Annotated in this window: 19 protein-coding genes and 1 pseudogene; 9 read left to right on the top strand and 11 right to left on the bottom strand. The window is 71.5% G+C overall.

Going from position 1 to position 23,489, the window contains the following annotated elements; translation table 11 throughout:
- Nucleotides 1-35: 35 nt before the first annotated feature.
- The 5 genes from VGD70_RS17125 to VGD70_RS17105 all read right to left on the bottom strand — a co-directional run bounded on the left by VGD70_RS17125 (nt 36) and on the right by VGD70_RS17105 (nt 3,913).
- Nucleotides 36-416, bottom strand: a complete 381-nt coding sequence (locus VGD70_RS17125) for an STAS domain-containing protein (protein WP_331082466.1) — start codon at nt 414-416, stop codon at nt 36-38.
- Nucleotides 417-459: 43 nt separating this feature from the next.
- Nucleotides 460-981 carry an ATP-binding protein gene (locus VGD70_RS17120; RefSeq protein ID WP_331082465.1) on the bottom strand — a complete coding sequence of 174 codons (522 nt, stop codon included), beginning with the start codon at nt 979-981 and terminating at the stop codon, nt 460-462.
- A 108-nt stretch (nt 982-1,089) separates the two neighbouring features.
- Nucleotides 1,090-1,518, bottom strand: a complete 429-nt coding sequence (locus VGD70_RS17115; RefSeq protein ID WP_331082464.1) for an STAS domain-containing protein — start codon at nt 1,516-1,518, stop codon at nt 1,090-1,092.
- A 45-nt stretch (nt 1,519-1,563) separates the two neighbouring features.
- Nucleotides 1,564-2,436 (bottom strand): NAD(P)-dependent oxidoreductase, encoded by an 873-nt coding sequence (locus tag VGD70_RS17110; protein ID WP_331082463.1) that lies wholly within the window; start codon nt 2,434-2,436, stop codon nt 1,564-1,566.
- 289 nt (nt 2,437-2,725) lie between these two features.
- Complete coding sequence (locus VGD70_RS17105) at nt 2,726-3,913, bottom strand: ROK family transcriptional regulator (RefSeq protein WP_331082462.1); 1,188 nt, start codon at nt 3,911-3,913, stop codon at nt 2,726-2,728.
- A 166-nt stretch (nt 3,914-4,079) separates the two neighbouring features.
- Between VGD70_RS17105 and VGD70_RS17100 the strand changes: the two genes are divergently transcribed.
- Both VGD70_RS17100 and VGD70_RS17095 read left to right on the top strand, forming a co-directional pair.
- Nucleotides 4,080-5,234: a sugar phosphate isomerase/epimerase family protein gene (locus VGD70_RS17100; protein ID WP_331082461.1), complete on the top strand. Its 1,155-nt coding sequence runs from the start codon at nt 4,080-4,082 to the stop codon at nt 5,232-5,234.
- Between the two features lie 376 nt (nt 5,235-5,610).
- Entirely contained in the window at nt 5,611-7,749 is a 2,139-nt protein-coding gene (locus tag VGD70_RS17095; RefSeq protein ID WP_331082460.1) for an acyltransferase family protein, read from the top strand.
- Nucleotides 7,750-7,873: 124 nt separating this feature from the next.
- On the opposite strand, the gene VGD70_RS17090 is transcribed toward VGD70_RS17095, so the two are convergent.
- Nucleotides 7,874-8,473: a TetR/AcrR family transcriptional regulator gene (locus tag VGD70_RS17090; RefSeq protein ID WP_331082459.1), complete on the bottom strand. Its 600-nt coding sequence runs from the start codon at nt 8,471-8,473 to the stop codon at nt 7,874-7,876.
- 87 nt (nt 8,474-8,560) lie between these two features.
- Here VGD70_RS17090 and VGD70_RS17085 point away from each other — a divergent pair, with 87 nt between their 5' ends.
- From VGD70_RS17085 to VGD70_RS36965, 3 genes and pseudogenes are all read left to right on the top strand, one after another.
- Nucleotides 8,561-10,294, top strand: coding sequence for an ABC transporter ATP-binding protein (locus tag VGD70_RS17085; protein WP_331082458.1), 1,734 nt, complete (start codon nt 8,561-8,563; stop codon nt 10,292-10,294).
- Nucleotides 10,291-12,147, top strand: a complete 1,857-nt coding sequence (locus VGD70_RS17080; protein ID WP_331082457.1) for an ABC transporter ATP-binding protein — start codon at nt 10,291-10,293, stop codon at nt 12,145-12,147. The genes VGD70_RS17085 and VGD70_RS17080 overlap by 4 nt, the downstream gene beginning before the upstream one ends.
- A 1-nt stretch (nt 12,148) precedes the next feature.
- Nucleotides 12,149-12,361, top strand: a pseudogene (locus VGD70_RS36965) (DUF6817 domain-containing protein); the annotation flags it as partial.
- 264 nt (nt 12,362-12,625) lie between these two features.
- Here VGD70_RS36965 and VGD70_RS36960 read toward each other — a convergent pair.
- Both VGD70_RS36960 and VGD70_RS17070 read right to left on the bottom strand, forming a co-directional pair.
- Nucleotides 12,626-12,751 carry a DUF1731 domain-containing protein gene (locus tag VGD70_RS36960; RefSeq protein ID WP_414637983.1) on the bottom strand — a complete coding sequence of 42 codons (126 nt, stop codon included), beginning with the start codon at nt 12,749-12,751 and terminating at the stop codon, nt 12,626-12,628.
- Between the two features lie 24 nt (nt 12,752-12,775).
- On the bottom strand, nt 12,776-13,498 hold the full coding sequence (locus VGD70_RS17070) for an SDR family NAD(P)-dependent oxidoreductase (RefSeq protein ID WP_331082455.1): 723 nt from the start codon (nt 13,496-13,498) through the stop codon (nt 12,776-12,778).
- A gap of 86 nt (nt 13,499-13,584) precedes the next feature.
- Between VGD70_RS17070 and VGD70_RS17065 the strand changes: the two genes are divergently transcribed.
- Nucleotides 13,585-15,657 (top strand): transglycosylase domain-containing protein, encoded by a 2,073-nt coding sequence (locus VGD70_RS17065; RefSeq protein WP_331082454.1) that lies wholly within the window; start codon nt 13,585-13,587, stop codon nt 15,655-15,657.
- Between the two features lie 244 nt (nt 15,658-15,901).
- Nucleotides 15,902-16,750: a TIGR03619 family F420-dependent LLM class oxidoreductase gene (locus VGD70_RS17060; RefSeq protein WP_331082453.1), complete on the top strand. Its 849-nt coding sequence runs from the start codon at nt 15,902-15,904 to the stop codon at nt 16,748-16,750.
- A 144-nt stretch (nt 16,751-16,894) separates the two neighbouring features.
- Here the strand turns inward: VGD70_RS17060 and VGD70_RS17055 are convergent, their stop codons facing one another.
- Both VGD70_RS17055 and VGD70_RS17050 read right to left on the bottom strand, forming a co-directional pair.
- Nucleotides 16,895-19,714 carry a helix-turn-helix transcriptional regulator gene (locus VGD70_RS17055; RefSeq protein ID WP_331082452.1) on the bottom strand — a complete coding sequence of 940 codons (2,820 nt, stop codon included), beginning with the start codon at nt 19,712-19,714 and terminating at the stop codon, nt 16,895-16,897.
- Between the two features lie 424 nt (nt 19,715-20,138).
- Nucleotides 20,139-20,480 (bottom strand): hypothetical protein, encoded by a 342-nt coding sequence (locus tag VGD70_RS17050; RefSeq protein ID WP_331082451.1) that lies wholly within the window; start codon nt 20,478-20,480, stop codon nt 20,139-20,141.
- Between the two features lie 772 nt (nt 20,481-21,252).
- Between VGD70_RS17050 and VGD70_RS17045 the strand changes: the two genes are divergently transcribed.
- Together VGD70_RS17045 and VGD70_RS17040 are read left to right on the top strand one after the other, a co-directional pair.
- Complete coding sequence (locus VGD70_RS17045; RefSeq protein ID WP_331082450.1) at nt 21,253-22,443, top strand: FAD/NAD(P)-binding oxidoreductase; 1,191 nt, start codon at nt 21,253-21,255, stop codon at nt 22,441-22,443.
- A gap of 208 nt (nt 22,444-22,651) precedes the next feature.
- Nucleotides 22,652-23,032, top strand: a complete 381-nt coding sequence (locus VGD70_RS17040; RefSeq protein ID WP_331082449.1) for a hypothetical protein — start codon at nt 22,652-22,654, stop codon at nt 23,030-23,032.
- Here VGD70_RS17040 and VGD70_RS17035 read toward each other — a convergent pair.
- On the bottom strand, nt 23,019-23,489 hold a 471-nt coding region (locus VGD70_RS17035), incomplete at its 5' end, for a hypothetical protein (protein ID WP_331082448.1). The genes VGD70_RS17040 and VGD70_RS17035 overlap by 14 nt on opposite strands.

The following is a 23,489-nucleotide window of genomic DNA, read 5'->3' as shown; positions in this document are numbered from 1 at the left end:
CGGCGCCAGCAGCCTCCGGGTACGGGCCGAACGGCTCAGGTGGCGAGTGCGGCGTCCAGGGTGGGGTGCACGGAGAGGTAGCCGTCGAGACCGGCCACCTCCAGCGGGCGCGCGGTCTCCCGGCCGCCGGCCACGACGCGCACGGCCGTCCGGTCGGCGCCGGCCTGGTGCGCCTCGACGATGGCCGCCATCGCGCTCGAGGCGAGGAAGGTGACCTTGGCGAGGTCGAGCACGAGGACCGCGGGCTGGTCGAGCAGCGCGTCGGCGATCGACGCCTGCAGCTTCGGGGTGGTGAGCATGTCCAGCTCGCCGCCCACCCGCAGCACCACCGCGCCGGCGCGGTGCTCGACGTTCACCGTGACGCCGAAGGGATCGGAGCCGGGTACGGCGTCCGGAGCGAGCGGGTCGCGAGACATGGCCTCATCATCCACCCCGGTCCGGCGAGCCGCACACCGCCGATCAGACCGACCGCAGCGGCGGGGGCATCGGCCGGCTGTGGAGCACCACGGTGGTGCCGTGCCTGCCGTGGTCGATCGTCACGTTGTCCACGCACGCCCGCATGAGGCGGACGCCGTGGCCGCGGCTGGTCGCCCCGGTGCTCGGGGCCAGCCAGCGGCCCTGGTCGCGCACCGTGAACTCGACGCGCCGGCTGCCGTCCGGGTCGGTGACGAGCCGCCCGCGGACCTCGACGACCGCGCCGTCGGTCCGGGCGGGCTGCGCGCCGTCCAGGGGGACGAGGCCGTAGCCGTGCTCGATGCTGTTGCTGACGGCCTCGTTGATGGCGAGGACGAGGTCGTCGGTGTGCGACGGCGACCACCGGTGGGCACGCAGCCAGGATCTGACCCGGTCGCGGGCGACCGAGGGGGAGACCCAGTCGGCGGCGAGGGCGAACTCGACCGTCGCGGGCGCGGTCTCCACAGGCTCGGGACGCGCCGTGCCGTGCGGCTGCTGGCGTTTGTCCTGGTCCGAGTCCGGAGGCACTGTCCTATTGTCCCAACTTCGCGGACTGGTGCCGTGTCCAGGGGGACCGGGGCGTTTGTCGGGCGGCTGGGCCGCCGACAAACGTGCCGGGACCTCCCGGACGCGGCATTAGTGCAGATCGCCGCTGGCGATGGCGTCCTCGACCGTGTGGAACAGCTCGAGGACCTGGTCGAGCCCGACGATCTCGATGGGCCGGATGACCGGCCGCGTCTCGTCGACGACGATGCGCAGCTGGCGGATGTCGTGGTTGCGCGCGGCCTCGGTGGCGCTGTCGCGCAGCGTGCGCAGCCCGGTGGAGCCGAGGAACCCCACCTTGCTGAGGTCGACGACGAGCGGCCGCCCGCCGAGCCGGTCGAACGCCTCCGCGATGGCTGTGGCCAGCCGCCCCGCGGTCAGGCCGTCGACGTCGCCCTCGACATGGATGACGACCGCGTCGTCCCGATCGGTGGACCGGATCGTGATGAGCTGCTCGCGGTCCGGGTGCTCCGCGAAGTGCCCGCCACAGTTGGGTGTTCGCTCGTCACTGGCTGGCTTCACAGCACGGCACAGTACCGCCGAGCACCCACCTGGCGCGCGGGCTCGTCAGGTGGCGGACGGGTTGGCCGTGACGCGGATGACGGAAGCCATGTCCTCGTCGGTGTCGCCGGCCTCGGCGGCGGCCTGGAACTGGGCGTGGACGGCCCGCATCAGCCGGTCGTCGACGCCGGCGTCGCGCATGGCGGCCAGGATCAGCTCGGCGTCCTTGAGCGCGCCGCCGAGGGTGAACGCGGGGGAGAAGTCGCCCGCGATCATGTTCCTGCCCTTCAGCTGGGCGTAGGCGCTGTCCGCCGGGCCGCCCGCGATCACCTCGAGGAACCGCTGCGGGTCCAGGCCCAGCCGCTCGGCCAGGGCGATGCTCTGTGCCGTCGCCGCGGTGATCGACAGGATCCAGGCGTTGGCGACGAGCTTGAGCCGGTGGCCGTCACCCGGGCGCTCGCCGACCCACACGGTCCGCGCGCCGACCGCGTCCAGCACGGGTGCCACCCGCTCGCGCAGCGCTACCGGCGCGGCCGCCAGCACGGTGAGCTTGCCCTGCTCGGCGGGCTGGCGGGTGCCCAGCACCGGCGCGTCGACGAACCCGATGCCGTGTCGCGCGGCGAGCTCGGCCAGCGCCTCGGCGGCCTCGATCCCGACGGTGCCCGACTGCACCCACACGGCGTCCGGCTCGCACGCCGGCAGCACGGCGGCCATCACCTCGGTGACCGCGTCGGCGTCGAAGAGCATGGTGAGCACGACCTCCGCGCCGGCGACCGCGGCCGCCGGGTCGTCCGCGACCTCGGCGCCGTCCTCGGCGAGCGGGCGGGCCTTGTCGGCGGTGCGGTTCCACACGGTCACCTCGAGCCCGGCGCGGACCAGGCTGCGGGCCATCCCCGCGCCCATCAGCCCCGTGCCGAGCAACGCCACCTTCATCGTCATGCCAGCCGTTCTACCACCGCGTCGCGCCCCCGGCCGAAGGGAAGACGCGACGGGACAGGCACTTGCGTGACAGGCGCACAGAAAATTTGAGGGGTCGGCGCGGCGGTCGCCTCTCGGCGAAAAGGCACGAACACGGCTCCAGCCAAACGGTATTCCGTGACGGCAATAGGTGAGGCCCGGGGGACACGGACCGCACCGACCATCCGCTACAACCACGCCCCCCGCCCAGATGTTCCCGCCCGGACGTGCGCGACCGGCTCGACCACCACGGTCGGACCATGCGGGTGGGTCAGCGGTCGAGCAGGGCGTCCAGCTCGAAGGGGGACAGGGCGTGGTCGATGACCATGGTCGCCGCGCCGATCACGCCCGCCCGGTTTCCCGCACGGGACCGGACGATCCGCAGCTCCGTCGTCGCGAGGGGCAGCGAGCGGCGGTAGACGACCTCGCGCACGCCGGCGATCAGGTGTTCGCCCGCCTGGGAGAGCGAGCCGCCGACCACGATGACCGACGGGTTGAACAGGCTCACCGCGGTGGCGAGGACCTCGCCGATGTCGCGGCCGGCCTGGCGGATCTGCTGCACCGCGTCCACCGAGCCGGAGCGGGCCAGCGCCACGACGTCCGAGCTCGTCAGCGCGGGGATGCCCGCCGCGGTGAGGCGGGCGGCGATCGCGGCGCCGCTCGCCACCGCCTCGAGGCAGCCGAGGTTGCCGCAGCGGCAGGGGACCTCCACCCCGTGCGGGACCTGCACGTGGCCCATGTCGCCCGCGGACCCGCGGGAGCCGCGGTGCAGCCGGCCGTCGCTGATGAGGCCGCTGCCGATGCCGGTCGCGACCTTGACGAACATCATGTTCGGCGCGTCCGGCCAGTGGGTCTTGTGCTCGCCGAGCGCCATGAGGTTCACGTCGTTGTCGACGAGGGTGAGGACGCCGAGCCGCTCGTGCAGGTGCGCCTTGACGTCGAACCCGTCCCAGCCCGGCATGATCGGCGGGATCACCGGCCGGCCGGTCGAGTGCTCCACCGGTCCCGGCAGGCCCACCCCGACGCCCAGCAGGTCGCGCGCGGACCGGCCGGTCTGGTCGAGCAGCTCCTGCCCGGCCTCGGCCACGTAGCCGAGCACCGCCTCCGGCCCGATCGCCAGGTCGACCTTCGTCTCCTGCTCGGCGAGCACGTCCGAGGTCAGGTCGGTGAGCGCCACCTTGGCGTGCGTGGCGCCGATGTCGGCCGCCAGGACGACGCGGGCCGCGGGGTTGAACGTGAACATCGTGGGCGGCCGGCCGCCGGTGGAGCCGGCCTTGTCCGCGGACCGCAGAAGTCCCGACGCCAGCAGGGTTTCGATGCGCTCGGCGATGGTCGAGCGGGCGAGCCCGGTCTCGGCCGAGAGCTCGGCCCGGGTGCGCGGGCGGCCGTCGCGCAGCAGTTGGAAGACCTCGCCGCGACCCGCCGCGAGGCCGTCCGGAAACGCCCGATCTGCCGGCATGCTCCGTAACCTCCGCGGTCACTCTCGGCCATCTTCGCCCCTTCAGTCTAGAAGGTGCCCGATTTTGTATGTTTGTCCTCCGTCTTTTGCTTGACGACCGCGCAAAAGTCGCCTTACTGTCGTTCGGGGCTCGGGGGCACTCCGATCGCGAGAAGGTAGGAGTTTGATGAGCGAGTACGACAGAGACGTCGAACCTGCGGAGACCCTGCAACGCAGACTGGGCCTGAGCAGGCGCAAGTTCCTCGGCGCCGCCACCACCGGTGTCGCCGCCGCCGCGGCCCTCTCGGCAACGGCTCCGCTGGCCCAGGCCGCGCCCGCCGCGACGGCCGGTGCGGCCGGTTCCAAGGGCGTGCTGGTGTCGCCGGCGAAGCGCGGGATCATCCTCTACACCGTGCGGGACGCGACAGGCCGCGACCCGCTGTCGACCACCCTGCCCTCCGGCTTCCGCGAGGTGTTCAAGGAGCTGGGCAAGATCGGCTACCGGCAGGTCGAGTTCGCCGGCTACAACCAGCACGCGAACGCGCCGGGCGGGGCCAACCTCAACACCGTCGCGGGTGCGCGCATGCTGCGCCGCTGGCTCGACGACAACGGCCTCGTGGCGCAGGGCAACCACGGCTTCATCCCGCCGTCGTGGCCGCTGAGCACCCCCGACCGCGACGAGTTCAAGCGCCAGCTGGAGATCGCGAACATCCTCGGCATGGGCCACATGGGCACCGGCGGCGACCCGACGGGCAGCCCGTACAAGGCCGACTGGGACGTCGCCGCGGACAAGTGGAACGCGATGGGCACGATCGCCGCGGGTGAGGGGATCAAGCTCTACACCCACAACCACCACGACGCGTACGACTTCCTGCTCGACAGTGGCCCGCTGGACGCGCAGGGCCGGCCGACCCGGTCGTCGGGCATCCGCAAGCTCGAGTACTTCCTGAAGATCAGCGACCCGAAGACGGTGTGGCTGGAGATGGACATCTACTGGGCGCACGTCGCGCAGTACCGGCACAAGACCTACACCGCGCCCGACGGCTCGGTGCAGACCGACATCTTCAACCCGCTGGCCGTGGTGCAGAAGCAGACGAAGCGCTTCCCGCTCTTCCACGCGAAGGACGGCGACTCGAACACGGCCACCCCCGACGGCTACGACATGGTGCCCTTCGGCGAGGGCGACATCGACTACCAGCACTTCTTCAAGAACATGGGTGCCCGGGGCTACCACAACCCGATGTACGAACAGGACAACGCCCCAGGCGACGCCGCGCACCCCGCGCAGTCCCTGGAATACGCCGCGGAGAGCTACGCGGCGCTGGCCCGCTTGCGCGGCTGACCGGGGTCACCGGCCGGCCGGGCCCCCAGCGCCCGGCCGGCCGGTGTCGGCCCTGGCCGATCAGGTCCGTCACCGCCCGCACCACCACGTCCGGCTGCTCCTCGGCGACGAGGTGACCGCACGGCACGTCGACGGTCCGGACGTCGGTTCCCTTGCCCCGCAACGTCTGCGCGAGGTGCGGGCTTGCCGTCGGCCGGATGGACCTCGTTCCTCAACACCTTCACCGCGCGACCTGAGTGACGCACCCGTCCGGTGCCTGGCGTGGCGGCCGATGACGCGGCGGCCACGGGCAGACGTGCACGTCCCTGGTGCGTTCTCGGGTGCTCGATCTGGTCAGGTATGGTGCCCGGTCGGGGGTACGCCACTCGGGTGATACGTGGGGGTCGGCAAGGTGGACATGGTCATCGAGAAGCGACGTGGGTCTGTCGCCTCGGCGGCTGAGGGGGCGGCCCCGTCCCGGGGGTTCCGGACCGACGTGCAGGCGCTGCGCGCCGTCGCCGTGCTTGCGGTGGTGCTCAACCATCTCTGGCCCGGCTGGCTCACCGGCGGGTACGTCGGCGTCGACGTCTTCTTCGTCATCTCCGGGTTCCTGATCAGCTCGCACCTCGACCGGGAGATCGTCAGCACCGGGCGGGTCCGGCTCGGCCGGTTCTACGCGCGCCGCATCCGCCGGCTGCTCCCCGCGGCCTTCCTCGTGCTCGGGTTCACCCTCGTCGCGGCCTACCTGCTGCTGCCCTACCCACGCTGGGCGGCCACCGCGCAGGAGGCGTTCGCCAGCGGGCTGTACTGGGAGAACTGGCTGCTCGCCGCCAAGTCCGTGGACTACTCCGCCGCCGACGCGGCCGCCAGTCCCGTGCAGCACTACTGGTCGCTCTCGGTGGAGGAGCAGTTCTACCTCTTCTGGCCGTTGCTGCTGCTCCTGCTGTTCGTCATCCGGCGGCGGCGGGCGCAGGTCGTCGGGATCGCGGTCGTCGGCGCCGCGTCGCTCGCGTTCAGTGTGTACTTCACGCAGGCGTCACCCAATGAGGCCTACTTCGTCACTCCCGTTCGGGTGTGGGAGTTCGCTCTCGGTGCGCTCGTCGCGCTGGCCGGGTCGCGGCTCGCGCTCCCGCGGGTCGCCGCGGGGATCGCCTCGTTCGCCGGCTTCGCCATGATCATCGGGTCGGCGATCATGTACGACCACCACACGCCGTTCCCCGGCTTCCTCGCCCTCGTCCCGACGGTGGGCACCGCGCTCGTCATCGCGTCCGGACCGGGCCGGCAGTGGCACACGGCGGTCACCGCGTCCCGGCCGGTGCAGTTCCTCGGCAACATCAGCTACTCGCTGTACCTGTGGCACTGGCCGCTGATCATCCTCGCCCCGTTCGCGCTGAGCGAGCTGCTGAGCGCCGGCCAGATGACCACGCCGTACCTGCTGGCCGTCCTCGGCGCGTCGGTCGTGCTGGCGTTCCTGTCGAAGGTGGTGGTCGAGGACCGCGGCATGTCGTGGAAGCCGCTGACTCGCAGCACCGTGCTCACGTTCACCGCCATGGTCGCCGGGCTCGTCGCGGTCAGCGCGGTGGCGTACGGGCTGAACTGGACCTACGGCCGGCACGTCGCCCAGGCCGAGCGGGACGCGCTGGCGGCGGCTCGCGCGGCGGGGTCGTGCCGCGGCGCCGGGGCGATGGTGGCCGAGTACGGCTGCCGGGACCCGCTCGGCCCCGCGCAGATCGTCGAGATGGGCCCGGCCAACGAGTACTGGCACCTGAGCCCCGAGTGCACGATGCTCGACCAGTACAAGGTGGGCGACAAGCAGACCAGCTCGCTGTGCGACTTCAGCGGCGGCGCGCCGGATGCGCAGGTGGTGTGGCTCATCGGTGACTCGCATGCCCAGCAGTGGCAGGGCCCGGTGTTCGACCTCGCGCGCGAGCGCAAGTGGAAGCTGAAGATCGCCGTGCTCGGCGGCTGCCCGTTCGCCGACATCGCCTACACCGGCTATCACGGCCCCGCGCCCGCGTCGAGCACGAAGGCCTGCACGGACTGGAACGCCCGGATGGCCAACGTGATCGCCGAGGACCAGCCGGCCGCCGTGCTCGTGTCGTTCTACGCGCGCGAGGAGTTCGCCGACGACGGCACTGGACGGACCCAGACCGAGCAGTACCGCGACGGCCTCGAGCCGTACTGGGCGCGGTGGACCGACGCGGGGGCTCGGGTCGTGGTCGTGTCCGACCCGCCGCTCAACGGCGAGGTCCGCGCCCGCGACTGCGTGACCCTGAACCCGGGCGACCCGAAGGCGTGCGCGGTGGACCGGAAGGTGGCCCAACCCCCGGACCCCCTGTCCGAGGTCGCCCGGACGAGCCGCAACCCGGCCGTGTCCTTTGTAGACATGACGAACTACTTCTGCGACAGGCGCCACTGCTACGCGGTGGTGGGCAACGTGGTCGTCTACTACGACGCGAACCACGTGAACCTGGAGTTCAGCCGCACGATGAAGCCGATGCTCGCCACCGCCCTAGTCCGCCTCCCCGGGATTTAAAGTGTGCGTTGCGTTCCGGCGAATGGTGTGGGTATCGGGGTGGGTGGTGGTTGGGTGTCGTCACGGTCCCCTGAGGTTCCGGTGGTCGGCGCGGGACTTCGCACGATGATCTACGAGACAGGCCTTAAGGGCGGTCGACCGCCAGGCCGCGGAGCAGGGGTAGGTAGACGTTGTCGACGAGGTCGGCGATCGTCTCGTCGCTGACCGCCGTGCCGGTGAAGATCGACTCGCCGCGGACCAGGTCCAGGGGCAGGCGGGTGGCGCGCACGGACATGTCCACCGGCCGCAGTTCGCCCCGCTCGACCGCGCGGTCGACGATCGTGCCCACCACGCCCGACAGCGGTGCGGTCTTCAGCCGCTCCCGCAGCAGGGCGGCGACCTCCGGGTGCCGGAACGCCTCACCCATCACGCCGGCGATCATCTCGGTCATGACGGTGTTCGCGCGGCGGGCGATGCGGGTGAAGAGCGCGATGAGGTCCGTCCGCAGGGCACCGGTGTCGGGCGTCACCTGCGGTGTCGGGCGCTGGCGGCCCCACGCGGCGAGCACCAGCTCCGCCCGGCCGGGCCAGCGCCGGTAGATCACGGGCTTGCTCGTGCCGGCCCGGGCCGCGACCGCCTCGATCGTGAGGCCCGCGTAGCCAACTTCGTTGAGTTCCGCCCACGCAGCGTCCAGAATGGCGTGCTCCAGCTCCGCGCCTCGGCGGCGGGACCTCGTCTCTGTCACCCGGCCTCTTAAGATACGTTGCGTTTCTTGTAGGGGGCAGCGTACCTTATCCATGTTAGATACGGATCGTTTCCATACGGGGGAACTTTGCTCAGCCGCTTGCTCATCACCTACCTGCGGCCGTACCGCCGCGAACTGACCGCCGTGCTCGTCATGCAGCTGATCGGCACGATCGCCTCGCTGTACCTGCCGAGCCTCAACGCCGACATCATCGACCGCGGCATCTCCACCGGGGACACCGGCTACATCATGTCCACCGGCGGTTGGATGCTCACCGTCACCTTGGTCCAGATCGTCTGCTCCATCATCGCCGTCTACTTCGGCGCCCGCTGCGCGATGGCGTTCGGCCGGGACGTGCGGTCCGCGATCTTCCACCGGGTGGGCGAGTTCTCCGCCCGCGAGGTCGCCGGGTTCGGCCCGCCGTCGCTGATCACCCGCACCACCAACGACGTGCAGCAGGTCCAGCTGCTGGTCGTGATGGTCTGCACCATGTTCGTCACCGCGCCCATCATGTGCGTCGCCGGCGTCGTGATGGCACTGCGGGAGGACGTCGGCCTGTCCTGGCTGCTCCTGGTCTGCGTGCCGGTGCTGATCATCTCCATCGGCCTCATCGTCACCCGCATGGTCCCGCAGTTCCGCAAGATGCAGGACCGCATCGACGACGTCAACCGCGTGCTGCGCGAGCAGCTCTCCGGCATCCGGGTCGTCCGCGCGTTCGTCCGCGAGCCCGCGGAGAGCCGCCGGTTCGCCGACGCCAACGGCGCGCTCACCGACACCGCGCTGCGCGTCGGCCGGCTGCAGGCGCTGATGTACCCGACCGTGATGCTCATCCTCAACGCGTCCAGCATCGCCGTGCTGTGGTTCGGCGCGCACCGCGTCGAAACCGGTGCGATGCAGATCGGCGCGCTCACCGCGTTCCTGAACTACCTGCTGCAGATTCTCATGTCGGTGATGATGGCCACGTTCATCTCGATAATGATCCCGCGCGCGGCCGTCTGCGCCGAGCGGATCAACGAGGTGCTCGACACCGAGTCCTCGGTGGTCCCGCCGAAGGTGCCGGTGCGCGAGGTCACCGGGCACGCGGAGCTCGAGCTGCGCGACGTCGAGTTCCGCTACCCCGGCGCGGCCGACCCGGTGCTGCGGGACGTCTCCTTCCGGGCCGAGCCTGGCAGGATGACCGCGATCGTGGGCAGCACCGGCGCGGGCAAGTCCACGCTGCTCTCCCTGATCCCGCGGCTGATCGACGTCACCGGCGGCGGCGTGCTCGTCGACGGCGTCGACGTGCGTGAGCTCGACCCCGACATGCTGTGCACCCGGATCGGCCTCGTGCCGCAGCGGGCCTACCTGTTCACCGGCACCGTCGCGAGCAACCTGCGCTACGGCAACCCCGACGCCACCGACGACGAGCTGTGGGAGGCCCTGGAGATCGCGCAGGCCCGCGACTTCGTCGAGGAGATGCCCGGTGGGCTCGAGGCGCCGATCGCGCAGGGCGGCACCAACGTCTCCGGCGGGCAACGCCAGCGGCTGTCCATCGCGCGGGCACTGGTCCGCCGGCCCGAGATCTACCTGTTTGACGACGCGTTCTCCGCGCTCGACGTCGCCACCGACGCCCGGCTGCGCGCGGCGCTGCGCCCGCACACCGAGCAGGCGGCGGTCGTCGTCGTCGCGCAGCGGGTCACCACCATCCTCGACGCCGACCAGATCATCGTGCTGGAGAACGGATCCATCGTCGGCGTCGGAACCCACCGCCAACTGCTCGGCACGTGCCCGACCTACGTCGAGATCGTCGAGTCCCAGCTCACCCCGGAGCAGGTCGCATGAGTACCACGACCCAGGCGAGGCCGCGTCCGCCCATGGGCGGCCGGGGTATGCCCGGCATGGGCATGCCCGTCGAGAAGGCGAAGGACTTCGGGCCGTCGGCCAAGCGGCTGGCCGGCCGGCTGCAGCCAGAGCGGTTCCCGTTCGCGTTCGTCGTCGCGCTCGGCGTCACCAGCGTGGCGTTCGCCGTGGCGGGGCCGAAGATCCTCGGGCACGCCACCGACATCATCTTCAACGGCGTCATCGCGCGGATGCGCCACATCCCGGGCGCCGGCATCGACTTCGGCGCGCTCGCCGGCGTGCTCACCTGGGTGCTGGGGCTGTACCTGGCGTCCTCGGTGTTCGGCTGGGTCCAGGGGCGGCTGCTCAACGGCGTGGTGCAGCGCGTGGTCTACCGGCTGCGCGAGGACGTCGAGGCCAAGCTGCACCGGCTTCCGTTGCGGTACTTCGACGGCCAGCCGCGCGGCGAGCTGCTCTCCCGCGTCACCAACGACATCGACAACATCTCCACGACGTTGCAGCAGACGCTGAGCCAGCTGCTCACCTCGCTGCTCACCGTCGTCGGCGTGCTGGTGATGATGGTGACGATCTCGCCGCTGCTGGCGCTCATCGCGCTGGCCGTCATCCCGCTGTCGGTGATCCTCACCGGGCAGATCGGCAAGCGTGCGCAGAAGAAGTTCGTCGCGCAGTGGAAGCAGACCGGCGCGCTCAACGCGCACATCGAGGAGTCGTTCACCGGGCACCAGCTGGTGAAGGTCTTCGGGCGGCAGAAGGAGTCCGAGGAGGAGTTCCGCCGCCGCAACGAGGAGCTGTTCGGCTCTGCGCAGGGCGCGCAGTTCATCTCCGGGCTGATCATGCCGGCGATGATGTTCCTGTCCAACCTCAGCTACGTCGTGGTCGCCGTGGTCGGCGGCCTGCGGATCACCTCGGGCGCGATGAGCCTGGGCGAGGTGCAGGCGTTCATCCAGTACTCGCGGCAGTTCACCCAGCCGCTGACCCAGGTGGCGTCGATGGCGAACCTGATGCAGTCCGGGGTGGCGTCGGCGGAGCGGGTGTTCGAGCTGCTGGACGCCGAGGAGCAGTCGGCGGACCCGGCGGACGCGTCGCTGCCGGCGGAGCGGCGGGGCCGGGTCGAGTTCGAGAACGTCTCGTTCTCCTACCGGCCGGAGCAGCCGCTGATCGAGAACCTGTCGCTGGTCGCCGAGCCGGGGCAGACGGTCGCGATCGTCGGGCCGACCGGGGCGGGGAAGACGACGCTGGTCAACCTGATCATGCGGTTTTACGAGCTGGACGCGGGCCGGATCACGCTCGACGGCGTGGACATCACCCGGCTGCGGCGCGAGGACCTGCGGTCGCAGGTGGGCATGGTGCTGCAGGACACGTGGCTGTTCGGCGGCACGATCCGGGCCAACATCGCCTACGGCAAGCCGGCCGCCACCGAGGAGGAGATCATCGAGGCGGCGAAGGCCACGTTCGTGGACCGGTTCGTGCGCACGCTGCCCGACGGCTACGACACGGTGATCGACGAGGAGGGCACCAACGTCAGCGCCGGTGAGAAGCAGCTGCTGACGATCGCCCGGGCGTTCCTCGCGAGCCCGTCGCTGCTGATCCTGGACGAGGCGACGAGCTCGGTCGACACGCGGACCGAGTCGCTGGTGCAGCACGCGATGGCCGCGCTGCGCTCGTCGCGGACCAGCTTCGTCATCGCGCACCGCCTCTCGACGATCCGCGACGCCGACCTCATCCTCGTGATGGAGTCGGGGCAGATCGTGGAGCAGGGCACGCACGACGAGCTGCTCGAGCGGCGCGGTGCGTACTTCCGGCTCTACTCCGCCCAGTTCGCCGCCGCCGGCTGACATGGCACCGGCCGAGGAGTTCCTGCGCTCCCACGGGGCCGGCTCGATCGAGCACCCGGGCGGCACGCTGCTGGCACACCTGCAGCGGGTCGCCCGGGTGCTGGACGGGTGGGGCGCGGATCCCGACGTGGCGGCCGCGGGGCTGTGCCACGCCACCTACGGCACCGACGGCTTCGGCTCCTCGTTGCTGGCCGTGACCCAGCGCGAGGAGCTCGCCGCGCTGATCGGCGAGCGGGCCGAGGCCCTGGTCTACCTGTACGCGAGCTGCGACCGCGGGTACGTGTACCCGCAGCTCGGCTCCGGCCGGGTGGTCTTCCGGGACCGGTTCACCGGCCGCTCGTCGGTGCCCGCGGACCCGGAGCTGTGCGCGTTCATGGAGATCACCGCGGCGAACGAGCTGGACGTGCTGGCGCACAACGCCGACCTGGCCGCCCGCTACGGCGCGGACCTGCACGCCCTGTTCACCCGGTCCCGCGAGCTACTGTCCGCTCCGGCCTGGGCGGCGGTGGGTCAGCTCGCGGGCGGCTTCGGGCCAGGTGGGGAACCGGAAGGTGAACCCGGCGTCGAGTAGCCGGGTGGGGACGTCCCGCCGGCTCCTGATCACCGCATCGGACGGCCGACCGCACGCTCAGCGGGGATAGGTGTGGCCGCCGTTGACCGTGAGGCACTGGCCGGTGACGAAGGCGGCGTCGTCGGAGGCCAGGAAGGCGACGGTCGACGCGATGTCGGCCGGGGTGCCGATTCGTCCCAAGGGGACGTCGGCGACGTATGCGTCCTGTTCGTCCGCCGGGGTGTCGGCGTGCCGTTCCACCGGGATCCAGCCCGGGGCCACCAGGTTCACCGTGATGCCGTGCTGGCCCAGCTCGCGGGCCCACACCCGGGTGAGCGCCGCCAGCGCCGCCTTGCCCGCCGAGTACGCGGACCAGCCCGGCAGCGCCCGGTCGGGCATGTCCGATCCGATGTGGACGATCCGGCCGCGGCCGCGCTCCTTCATCCCGGGCAGCACGGCCTGGGCCAGCAGCGTGGGGCTCTTCACGAAGAACTCCAGCTGGTCGAGGTGCGTGCGCCAGGTGAGCTTCGCCAGCTCCACCACGGGCTGCGGGCCCGTGGCGTTCGCGACCAGGACGTCGACCGGGCCCACCTCCTCGACCAGGGCACGCACCTCGTCCTCGGCGGTGACGTCGGCCGGCGCGGCCAGCGCGGTCCCGCCCTCCTCGGTGATCCTCGACAGCACGTCGGACATGCGGCCCGGCAGGTCGTTCACCGCCACGGTCCAGCCGCGCGCGGCCAGCAGGCGCGCGATGCCCGCCCCCAGCCCGCGACCCGCCCCGGTCACCAGCGCTACACCCATCGCGCCACTGTACTGATCAGGATTCCTCAGCAGCCTCACAGTTTCTCCTCAGGTTCGCGGCGGATCGTGGGCGCGGGAGGGGAGACATGCGCAAGCTCGTTCGGCTCGGGGGCGCCTGCATGCTCGCGGGCGTGCTCCTCGCGGCGCTGGTGTCGCCGTTCGTCCTCGGTGGCGGTGCGGTGGCGGCACAGGTGGCCGCGTCCGCGGCGCAGATCACGCCGGCGTCCGTGGCCGGCGACGTGCCCATGGTCACCACGCTCACCGACCGCAACGGCACGCCGATCGCCACCGTGTTCGACCAGTACCGGTTACCGGTCACGGCCGACCAGATCGCGCCGGTGATGAAGGCCGCCGCGGTGTCCATCGAGGACCGCCGGTTCTACTCCGAGCACGGCGTCGACCCCACCGCCGTGCTCCGCGCGCTGATCAACGACGTCTCGGGCGGCGCCACCGAGGGCGGCTCCACGATCACCCAGCAGTTCGTCAAGAACTACCTCATCAACGTCGTCAACCGGAACAACCCCACCGCGCAGGCCGGCGACCGCGCCAACACGCTCACCCGCAAGATCCGCGAGGCCCGCTCGGCGATCCAGCTCGACCAGCAGATGAGCAAGGCCGACATCCTTGCCGGCTACCTCAACGTCGTCGAGTTCACCGGCCGCATCTACGGCGTCGCCGCGGCCGCGCACGCGTACTTCGGCACCAGCGCCGACAAGCTCACGCTGCCCCAGGCCGCGCTGCTCGCCGGCATGCTCAACAACCCGACCATCTACGACCCCTACGCGCACCCGCAGGCGGCGCTCACCCGTCGCAACATCGTGCTCGGCGCGATGGTCACCACGCACGCCATCGACGGCCCCACCGCGGACGCCGCGCGCAAGGCGCCGCTCGGCGTGCTGCCGAACGGCCCGGCCGTGCCGTCGAGCACGTGTGCCGGTGCCGCGCCGAATGCCGGTTTCCTGTGCCAGTACGCGTTGAGCTACCTGCGTTCCGCCGGTCTCAGCGCCGACCGGCTCGGCAGCGGCGGCCTGACCATCCGCACCACGATGGACCCGGCGGCGAGTGCCGCGGCCAAGAGCGCGGTCGAGGCCAACGTGCCCACCACCCAGGACGGCGTCGCCAACACGATGGCCATCGTCGCGCCGGGCACCACGTCGCACCAGGTGCTGGCGATGGTCGCCAACCGCAACGTGGGCACGGACATCTCGCGCGGGCAGACCACCAGCAACCTGGTCGCCGACGTCAGTGACCCGTTCGGCGCGGGGTCGGTGTTCAAGATCTTCACCGCCGGCGCCGCGCTCGAGTCGGGCAAGGCCGGGCTCAACACGCCGCTGCCCAACCCGTCGACCGGCTGCTTCAACCTGCCCGGCCGGGCCTGCTACCCGGTGCACAACGACGGGAGCTACCCCGACCCGATCACCCTCGCCGACGGCCTCGCCACGTCGCCGAACACCGCGTTCGTCGGGCTCGAGACCCAGGTCGGCATGCGGGCGGTGCTGGACATGGCCAACCGGCTCGGCCTGCGGACCACGTTGCGCACCAACGACGCGGGCAGCGCGCCGGACGCCAAGTCGCAGGACCCGCAGCGCAACCAGCCGCAGTCGACGTACTTCCAGGACAAGCCGTCGTTCACGCTGGGCAACAGTCCGGTCAGTCCGCTGGAGCTGGCGAACGTGTCGGCCACGCTGATGAGCGGCGGCACGTGGTGCCCGCCGAACCCGATCCTGTCGGTGGTCGACCGCTTCGGCCACCCGGTCGACGTGGCGTCGGCCCCGTGCGAGCAGGCGGTGCCCCAGGGCTTGGCCGACACGCTGATGGCGGGCCTGAGCCAGGACACCACCAGCGGGACGACGGCCGCCTCCGCGTCCGCGGCCGGCTGGACCCGCCCGGGCATCGGCAAGACCGGCACGACCCAGAACAGCGAGTCGGTCGCGTTCGTCGGCGGCACCGACGGCTACGCGGTCTCCTCCCTCGTCTTCGCCGACGGCCCCAACCCGCGCGAGCTGTGCCCGGGCCCCCCGGTCCACCTGGGCACCTGCGGCAACGGCGCCTTCGGCGGGACGGTGGCCGCACCCCCGTACTTCACCGCGATGTCCACGATCCTGGCCGGCAAGCCGGACCAGCCCGTACCACCCCCGGACCCGAAGTACCTGAACTGACTCACTTCGGGGGTCGCGCCGCCACGATCCCGCTCACGGCCAGGGAACGGGATCGCGGCGGCCTGGCGTCGGCTCACCTCGGGTGCGGCTGGGTGGTCACCGGGCTGCCCGGATGGCTTGCGGCGCAACAGATCGAGGCGACAACGTGCTCGGTGGTGGCGGTGCCGTGGACTGGGCACCGGGCAGGTTCACCACCGTCAAGCGGGTTGACCCGAAGTGTGCCGCACGGTGTTGACTGCACGTCATGAAGCTCGCACTGTACGGACTGCACAGGGGAAGCAGCGCGGATCCGGACACGCTCGTCCGCCGCGCCCGGCTGGCCGAGGAGGCCGGCTTCGACGCGCTCTGGGTCGGCGACCACATCGCGTTGCCGGTCGGCGAGGACGGCGATCCGGCCGACCAGCCACGCCTGGAGGCCGTCGTCACGCTCGCCCACCTCGCCGCGGTCACCACGCGGATCGGGCTGGGGTTCGGCGTGCTCGTGCTGCCGCAGCGCCAGCCGGTGCTGCTGGCCAAGCAGCTGTCGTCGATCGACGTCCTGTCGCGCGGCCGGCTGACCGTCGGCATCGGTGTCGGCTACGTCGAGCCGGAGCTCACCGCGCTCGGCGCCTCGCTCGCCGACCGGGCGGCGCGCACGGACGAGTACCTGGCGGCGATGCGTGCGCTGTGGGACGAGCCGGTGCCGTCGTTCACGGGGCAGTTCGTCTCGTTCGCCGGCGTGCAGCAGCGGCCGCGGCCGGCGCAGCGCCCGCACCCGCCGATCATCGTCGGCGGCCACGCGCCGCAGGCCTACCGCCGCGCGGTCCGGTCCGGAAACGGTTGGTACGGCTGGGATCTGGACCTCGAGCGCACGGCCGCGTCGCTCGCCGCGCTGCGCGAGACCGCCGCCCGCCACGAGCGCCCGGCCGCGCTCGGCGAGCTGGAGGTCACGATCACCCCACCCGGCACCCCGGACGCCGACACGGTCCGCCGCTACGCCGACCTCGGCGTGCACCGCCTGGTGCTGCAGCCGCCGACGATGGACGGCACCGCGATCGAGGACCTGGTCACGACGGTCGGCGACACCCTGGTCGGCCGGGTCGCAGGCCCGTGAGCGGCCGGTAAGGACCGGAGCCGGCCGCGATGACCGGCTCCGCCGCGGACCCGTTCGGCGCGCTCGTCGAGCCGATCCGGCGCTCTGGCGGAAGTGCCGCCGTTGGCGCCAGGACCCGGGCGGGTGGCGGGGCGGCGCCGACGGTCAGGTCGGGATCTTGTCGTGTTCGGCGGCTTCTCTTGCTATGTCGATGCGGGAGCGGACGCTCAGCTTCGCCAGGATGTGGGAGACGTGCGTGCCGACCGTCCGCGGTGACAGGACCAGGTGCTCCGCGATCTGGCGGTTCGGCAGCCCCGCCGCGACCATGCCGGCGACCTTCGTCTCCGTGGGGGTGAGGCTGTTCCAGCCGGTGCGGTCCTGGCGGTGCTTCGAGCGGGGACCGCGGCGGATGCCGTGGCGGCGGAGCTGTGCGCGCAGGTGCGCCAGGTCCCAGTTCGCGCCCAGGCCGTCGTACAGGTCGTCCGCCCGGGTGAACGCCTTGCGGGCGGAGCCACGATCGCCCCGGGTGGCGTAGCCGATGGCGGCCGCTTCCAGTGCCTTCGCGCGCAGCAGGGGACGGCCCGCGTCGTCGTAGCGCTCGGCCGCGTCCTGCAGCAGGGCGGGGTCGCCGTCCAGCAGCCCGCGGCAGTACGCGGCCGCCGCCAGCCGGTGCGGCACCTGGGACCGTCGCGCGAGGGTGGCGGCCTGCGTGGCGATGTCGGCCGCCGCGTCCGCGGTGCCGGTCTGCGCCGCCAGCCGCGCGGCCTCGGGCAGCAGGTCCTCCATCTCGTCGAGCTCCTCCGCGTGGCTCGTGACACCGGCGGTGAGCACCGCGAGCGCCTCGGCCGGCTCGTCGGAGATCTCGTGATCCAGGCTCCGCGCGAGCGCCAACGACGCCACGACGCGGTTCCCGATCTTCTCCGCACTCGGCGCCGCGAGGCTCAGATGCTGCCGCGCCGTGTCCGGATCGCCCCGGTGGAACGCGATCGTCGCGGCGACCCCGCGGTCGCAACACGTCACGCTCGGATCCTTGAAGTCGTCCGACAGGTTCTCGACCTCGGCCTGCGCGTCGTCCCACCGGCCGACCTCGAACAGGAGCGTGCCCAGCGCACTCTGCGCCTGCGCGAGCCGCACGAGGCTGCCGGTGTTGTCCGCGAGGTCACGCACCCGCTCGGCGGCGTGCAGCGCCTCCTTGTACCGGTCGAGGTCGCCGAGCGCCACAGCCTGGTTGACCTGCAACAACAGCGCGAGATCGGTGAGCGCGGTGTCGTCGGCCACGACATCGAGCGCCCGGTTGAACAGGGGCAGCGCGGCGGCCATGTCACCGCGCATCATCGACACAATGATCAACACGTGCAGGGACCAGCCGAGTGCCCAGCGGTCGCCCGCCCGCTCGGCCGTGGCAAGTGCTTCGGTGGCGACGTCCCCGGCGACGATCACCTCACCGAGGTCCCGGTGCACCCGCGCCCGTAGCACCAGCAACCGCGCCCGCTGCTGCGCGGAGATATCCGGCATGGCGAGCGTCTCGGCCAACGACTCGAGGGACTCGTCCGACTTTCCTTCCAGCGCCCGGCACTGGGTCACCGTCCAGTGCAGGTCGACGAGCAGGTCGGAGTTGGTGACCACGGACATGGCCCGGGTGGCGACCCGCTCGGCGTCGGCGCAGTCGCCGGCCCGGTAGAGGGCGTCGGCAAGCCGGCTGGCGAGCACCGCGCCGCGGGCGGTGGTGGCGGGGCACCGGCGGGACGCCTGACGCAGCAGCTCGATCGCGGTCTTCGGGGCCTGCGCGACGAGCGTCGGCGCGGCGTCGGCCAGCCAGGTCAGCAGCGTGTCGTCCAACGGGCCGGCGCCGGGCACGCTGATCGCCTGCAGCAGCTGCCGGGCGACTCGCTGAATCGGTGCGCCCGCCTTGGCGAGTGCCTTCGCCGCGTCCGCGTGCCAGGCCGGGCGGATCGCCGCGGCGATGTCGTCGTACAGCGCGGTACGGATCAACGGGTGCCGGAACGCGAGCCGCTCCCGCGCGTCCCTGAGAACCCCCGCGGTGCGGGCCTCCTCGATGGCGGGAACGAGCTCGGGAATCCGGCAGTCCAGAACGATCGCGAGGTCGGAGACGAGAAAGTCCACGCCCAGCAGTGCCGCGGCCTGCAGGACCGAGCGGACCTCCTTGGGGAGGAAGTCGAGCCTGTGCGCGATCGCGGCCACCAGCGAGTTCGGCACCGGACCGCTGGTCACCTCCACGACCCCGGCGTCGGTGACCTTCAGGCGCTGCGAGCGGACGAGCGCGTCCATGAGCTCGGTGAGGTAGAGCGGGTTGCCCGCGGCGTCGTCGGCGAGCCGGAGCAGGTCCTCGCCGGGCTTGCCGTCGGAGATCTCGGTGACGAGATCGGCCACAGCCGGGGCCGGCAGCCCACCGAGCCGGATGATCCTGCCCTCGCCGACCACCCGCCGCACCGCGAGTAGCTCGTCACGCTGGGGCACCGGCCGGACAACCCCGATCAGCAGCAGGGCCGAGCGATCGACGGAACGGGCAAGCCATTCCCAGACCCCGATGGTGGCCTGGTCGGCCCATTGCAGATCGTCGACGACGAGGACGGTGGGTGCGGCGCTGCACAGCTCCGCCATCAGCGTGAGCATCTGCTCGGCGGCGGCGACGATCGGGTCGGCGGCGCCGGTGAGTTCCCCCCGAAGCAGGCGAAGGATGGTCGCGAGCCGCCGCTCGCCGGCGGATTCCTTTGCCAGCAACGCATCGAGCAGTGGCTGCAGGGGGAGCTCCTGGCCCAGCTCGTCGCCTTCGGCCAGATAGACTTGGAACCCGCGCTGCTCGGCGGCAAGCGTTGCGGCCCGGGCAAGGGACGACTTGCCGATGCCGGGTTCGCCCTCGATCAACACCGCTTGTCCGGTTCCCTCGACGAGGTCGTCGGTCCAAGCTACGAGTCGGGCGAGTTCGGCGTCCCGTCCAACGAGCGCACAAGCATCACCCGGCATGGTTCGACACTATGACCTGGCGTGGCCGTGAACATCGGCCATCCGGGCGGTAATGCCTAGAGGGACACGTTCGGGCGTTCCGCGTCATCTGACACACAGGTGCATGTCGTTAGCCGGTCGTTAGCATTCGGTTATCACGTAATTCTCAACGGCATGCGATAGTTTTCTTGGAACCAATAAGTTGGGGCGCCTCTCCTACCCAAAATTTCCACCAAGGCATGCCTGCCAGTCAGATTGTCCATTCCTCTGTTGTGAAAAGTCGGGAGGCAGGGATGCGAATCTCGCGAATGGTAGTGGCGTTCGTTCTCGCGGTACTGGCGACGTTTGCGGCCGTAGGTGTGGCCGCAGCGGTCGACACCCCCGGGATGACGTACAACGGCGTCACCCCGGGGATGACATATAACTGACCGGACAAATGGACCGCTCAATGGTTGACACATCTGGCGCGGTTCAAGAGTCCCTCCAGCGGGAGCGGCCGAGGTCGCGGGTCCGGGTCGACGATGTTGGCTGCATCGTCGTCCCGGCCCGCGTCTCGGTGCACTGCTCGATTCTGCAGTGCGTAGCCCAGGTCGACAAGGCGGCCACCCAGGTGGCTCTCGTCCGCCGCGGCTACTTGCTCCTTTCGTCCGGCATCCGCGTCGAGGAGCCGAAGTACGAACCGGGCAATCTGGTTGTTGACGCTGGCCAGCTCGGCTACGAGCACCAGCTCGTCATGCCAGTCCGGAGCGGTCACCGCATCTTCACCCCACGAACCGTATTCGTTCATCAATGTCGGACCTCAGCAACTCTTGACCCCTCGACACCCTGAGACATCGGTCAACTGACGGATGTACGTAGGCACGCACCGACAGGTCGATGTGACGGTCGGTGTCGAGCCGTGCTCATCGCCGCGGGCGTGGCAGCGCCGCCTGCTGGCCGCCTGACGCCCTCCGCGTGGCCGGCCGCGCCGAGGCCCACCGAAGCGCAACTGGCGCGCCCGATCGGTCCGCGCGGCCGCGGAATATCCTCCCGACGGCACCGCCCGGGAGTCCGATTTCAGCGGTTTCCCGCTCCTCGAGGACGCCTCGTCGCACCGCCGGATCCGCCGGGCGAGTTACCCGGCCGACCCATTGTATTGTCCCGGCCGGAATTGGTATCATTTTCGTCTGTTCGTCTTCTTCCCGCACGTGCAATTGATATTGCGAATGACGCGGGCGTCCGCACGTGCACCGAATATCCTGAACCGGCACCGCGATGCGCGGCGGGCAACTCGTCGAGGGCGGCGAACAAGCGGGGAATTCCGATAATCCGATTGGCCCACCGCACGATGTCCATGACTCCGCCGCGACCACGGTCAGTGACCATCGGCAGGGCCGTGTCCCGCGCATGGAGCACTCGAGCCCGGTCGGCGTGGACCAGAGGGTCAGCATCAGCCGCCAACTGAACCGTCCGGGCGTGCCGGACGTGATCAGTCGTGCCGGACGTGACCAGAGCGGCAGGAGCGGTCGCCTTCTAGAGTCGGCGTTACGTGACATCGAGGGAACGGACAAGTGACGGACATGGCCGATACGTTTGTCATCGTCGGCGGCGGGCTCGCCGGCGCCAAGGCTGCCGAGACCCTGCGCGAGGAGGGGTTCGACGGGCGGGTCGTGCTCGTCTGCGCCGAGCCGGACCGGCCCTACGAGCGGCCACCCCTGTCGAAGGGCTACCTCCTCGGCGACCAGGAGCGCGACACCGTCTTCGTCCACGAGCAGGGGTGGTACGCCGACAACTCGGTGGAGCTGCTCCTCAAGCGCCGGGCCACCCGGATCGACCGCGCGGCGCACGAGGTCGAGCTCGACAGCGGGGAGCGGCTCGCCTACACCAAGCTCCTCCTGGCCACCGGCTCGTCGCCGCGGCGGCTGCGGGTCGACGGCAACAACCTCGACGGCGTGCACTACCTGCGCCGGCTCTCGCACTCCGACAAGCTCCGCGAGGACATCGCCCGCGGCGGCCGGGTCGTCGTCGTGGGCGCCGGGTGGATCGGGCTCGAGACCGCCGCCGCGGCCCGGCAGAAGGGCAGCGAGGTCACCGTCGTCGAGCCGCAGTCCACGCCGCTGCACGTGCCGCTCGGCCCGGAGATGGGCGGCTTCTTCGCCGACGTCCACCGCGCGCACGGCGTCGACCTCCGGCTCGGTGTCGGCGTCACCGGGTTCCGCGGCGGCGGGCGGGTCGAGGCCGTCCTCACCGACGACGGCGAGATCCCCGCGGACCTGGTCATCGTCGGGATCGGCGCGCGGCCCAACACCGAGCTCGCCGAGGAGGCCGGCCTCAAGGTCGACGACGGCGTCCTCGTCGACAGCTCGCTGCGCACCGAGGACCCGGACATCTACGCCGCCGGCGACATCGCGAGCAGCCCGAGCTCGGTCTACGGCAGGCCGATCCGCGTCGAGCACTGGGCCACCGCGCTCAACGGCGGCCCCGCCGCGGCCAAGGGCATGCTCGGCCAGGACGTCACCTACGACGACCTGCCCTACTTCTTCTCCGACCAGTACGACGTCGGCATGGAGTTCACCGGCTGGTTCGCCCCCGGCGGCTACGACGAGGTCGTCACCCGCGGGGACGTCGCCGGCCAGGCCTTCCGCGCCTACTGGCTCGCCGGCGGTCGGGTCGTCGCGGGCATGCACGTCAACCTCTGGGACGACGGCGTCGGGCCCATCCAGGAGCTGGTCCGCGGCGGTGCGCCGGTCGACCCGGACGACCTCCGCTGAGAAATCCACAGTGGATCCGCGGCGGGGTGTAACACGACCGTGGTGGGCCACGATGACCCGGATGACCCCGCGGTGCTGGCGGACCCCCGACCTGGCAGCACCGCGGGGCCCTTCTTTCCGGGCCCCCCGTGACCGCGGCCGCAAGCACGCCGACGAGGTCCACCGGCGTCCCCACTCGTGCGCCGGCTCCTCGCACCCGGTTCCCGCGGTGGGCGGGCCTTCCGGTCTCCCGGTCGAGTCCGCCGGCACGGACAACGCGATGTTCCGGCTCGGCGCGGACCTCGCCGTCCGGCTGCCCCGCATCCCCGCCGCCGTGTCCACTGTGGACATCGAGCAGCCGTGGCCGCCGTGCCTGCGTCCGCGCTCCCGGTGGCCGTCCCCGCCGCCGTTCGCACGAGGGGAACCCGGCGCCGCCACCGCGCTGCGCCGCATCGACCCTGCCGGCAGCCCACCCGCGGGCCGCGGCGTGCCGCTTGCCGACGAGGGACGCGTATCGCCGGGCCGCGATCGAGGAGCCGCACGGATCGTCGACACGGCCGCGTGGGACGACCGTCACGTGATCGACGAGATCCTCGCTACGGGGCGGTGAGGTCGGTGATCCGGCGCCGCGCCGAGGCGCGGAGGTCCGGGTCGGTGGTGGTCTCGGCCTGGCGGAAGGCTTTCAGGGCGCCCGCGTGGTCGCCGCGGGTGGACCGCATCTCGCCCAGGTCGTGGGCCGCGCGGTGGTTTCCCAGGGCGGCGGCTTGTTCGAGCATCGCCTCGGCGCGGCCGGCGAGCACCGCGTCGAGCCGGCGGATCTGCAGGCGCGCCTCCGTGGCCGCCGCCGGATCGTCGGCGTCGACGGCGTGCTCGTAGATCTCCCGCGCGCCCGCGTGATCCTCGCGCCGCAACAGGATCGTCGCCAAGTTCGACACCGCCCACGTGCTGCCGCGGTCGACCGCGCGCCGGTACGCGGGCTCGCCGTCCTCACCGGCCTCGGAAAGCAGGAACCCCAGCCGGAAGCTGCCCATCGCGCTGCCCCGAGCGTCGGCTCGCTCCAGGCATTC

The sequence above is a fragment of the Actinophytocola sp. genome, assembly GCF_036402745.1.
Lineage (GTDB): Bacteria > Actinomycetota > Actinomycetes > Mycobacteriales > Pseudonocardiaceae > Actinophytocola.
This window is presented reverse-complemented; position numbering and strand designations above follow the sequence as displayed.

Coding starts and splice junctions, on each gene's coding strand:
- VGD70_RS17045 (WP_331082450.1), top strand. CDS start 21,253: ATGGCCGATACGTTTGTCATCGTCGGCGGCGGGCTCGCCGGCGCCAAG.
- VGD70_RS17110 (WP_331082463.1), bottom strand. CDS start 2,436: ATGACGATGAAGGTGGCGTTGCTCGGCACGGGGCTGATGGGCGCGGGG.
- VGD70_RS17100 (WP_331082461.1), top strand. CDS start 4,080: ATGAGCGAGTACGACAGAGACGTCGAACCTGCGGAGACCCTGCAACGC.
- VGD70_RS17070 (WP_331082455.1), bottom strand. CDS start 13,498: ATGGGTGTAGCGCTGGTGACCGGGGCGGGTCGCGGGCTGGGGGCGGGC.
- VGD70_RS17065 (WP_331082454.1), top strand. CDS start 13,585: ATGCGCAAGCTCGTTCGGCTCGGGGGCGCCTGCATGCTCGCGGGCGTG.
- VGD70_RS17125 (WP_331082466.1), bottom strand. CDS start 416: ATGTCTCGCGACCCGCTCGCTCCGGACGCCGTACCCGGCTCCGATCCC.
- VGD70_RS17060 (WP_331082453.1), top strand. CDS start 15,902: ATGAAGCTCGCACTGTACGGACTGCACAGGGGAAGCAGCGCGGATCCG.
- VGD70_RS17050 (WP_331082451.1), bottom strand. CDS start 20,480: ATGAACGAATACGGTTCGTGGGGTGAAGATGCGGTGACCGCTCCGGAC.
- VGD70_RS17105 (WP_331082462.1), bottom strand. CDS start 3,913: ATGCCGGCAGATCGGGCGTTTCCGGACGGCCTCGCGGCGGGTCGCGGC.
- VGD70_RS17055 (WP_331082452.1), bottom strand. CDS start 19,714: ATGCCGGGTGATGCTTGTGCGCTCGTTGGACGGGACGCCGAACTCGCC.
- VGD70_RS17080 (WP_331082457.1), top strand. CDS start 10,291: ATGAGTACCACGACCCAGGCGAGGCCGCGTCCGCCCATGGGCGGCCGG.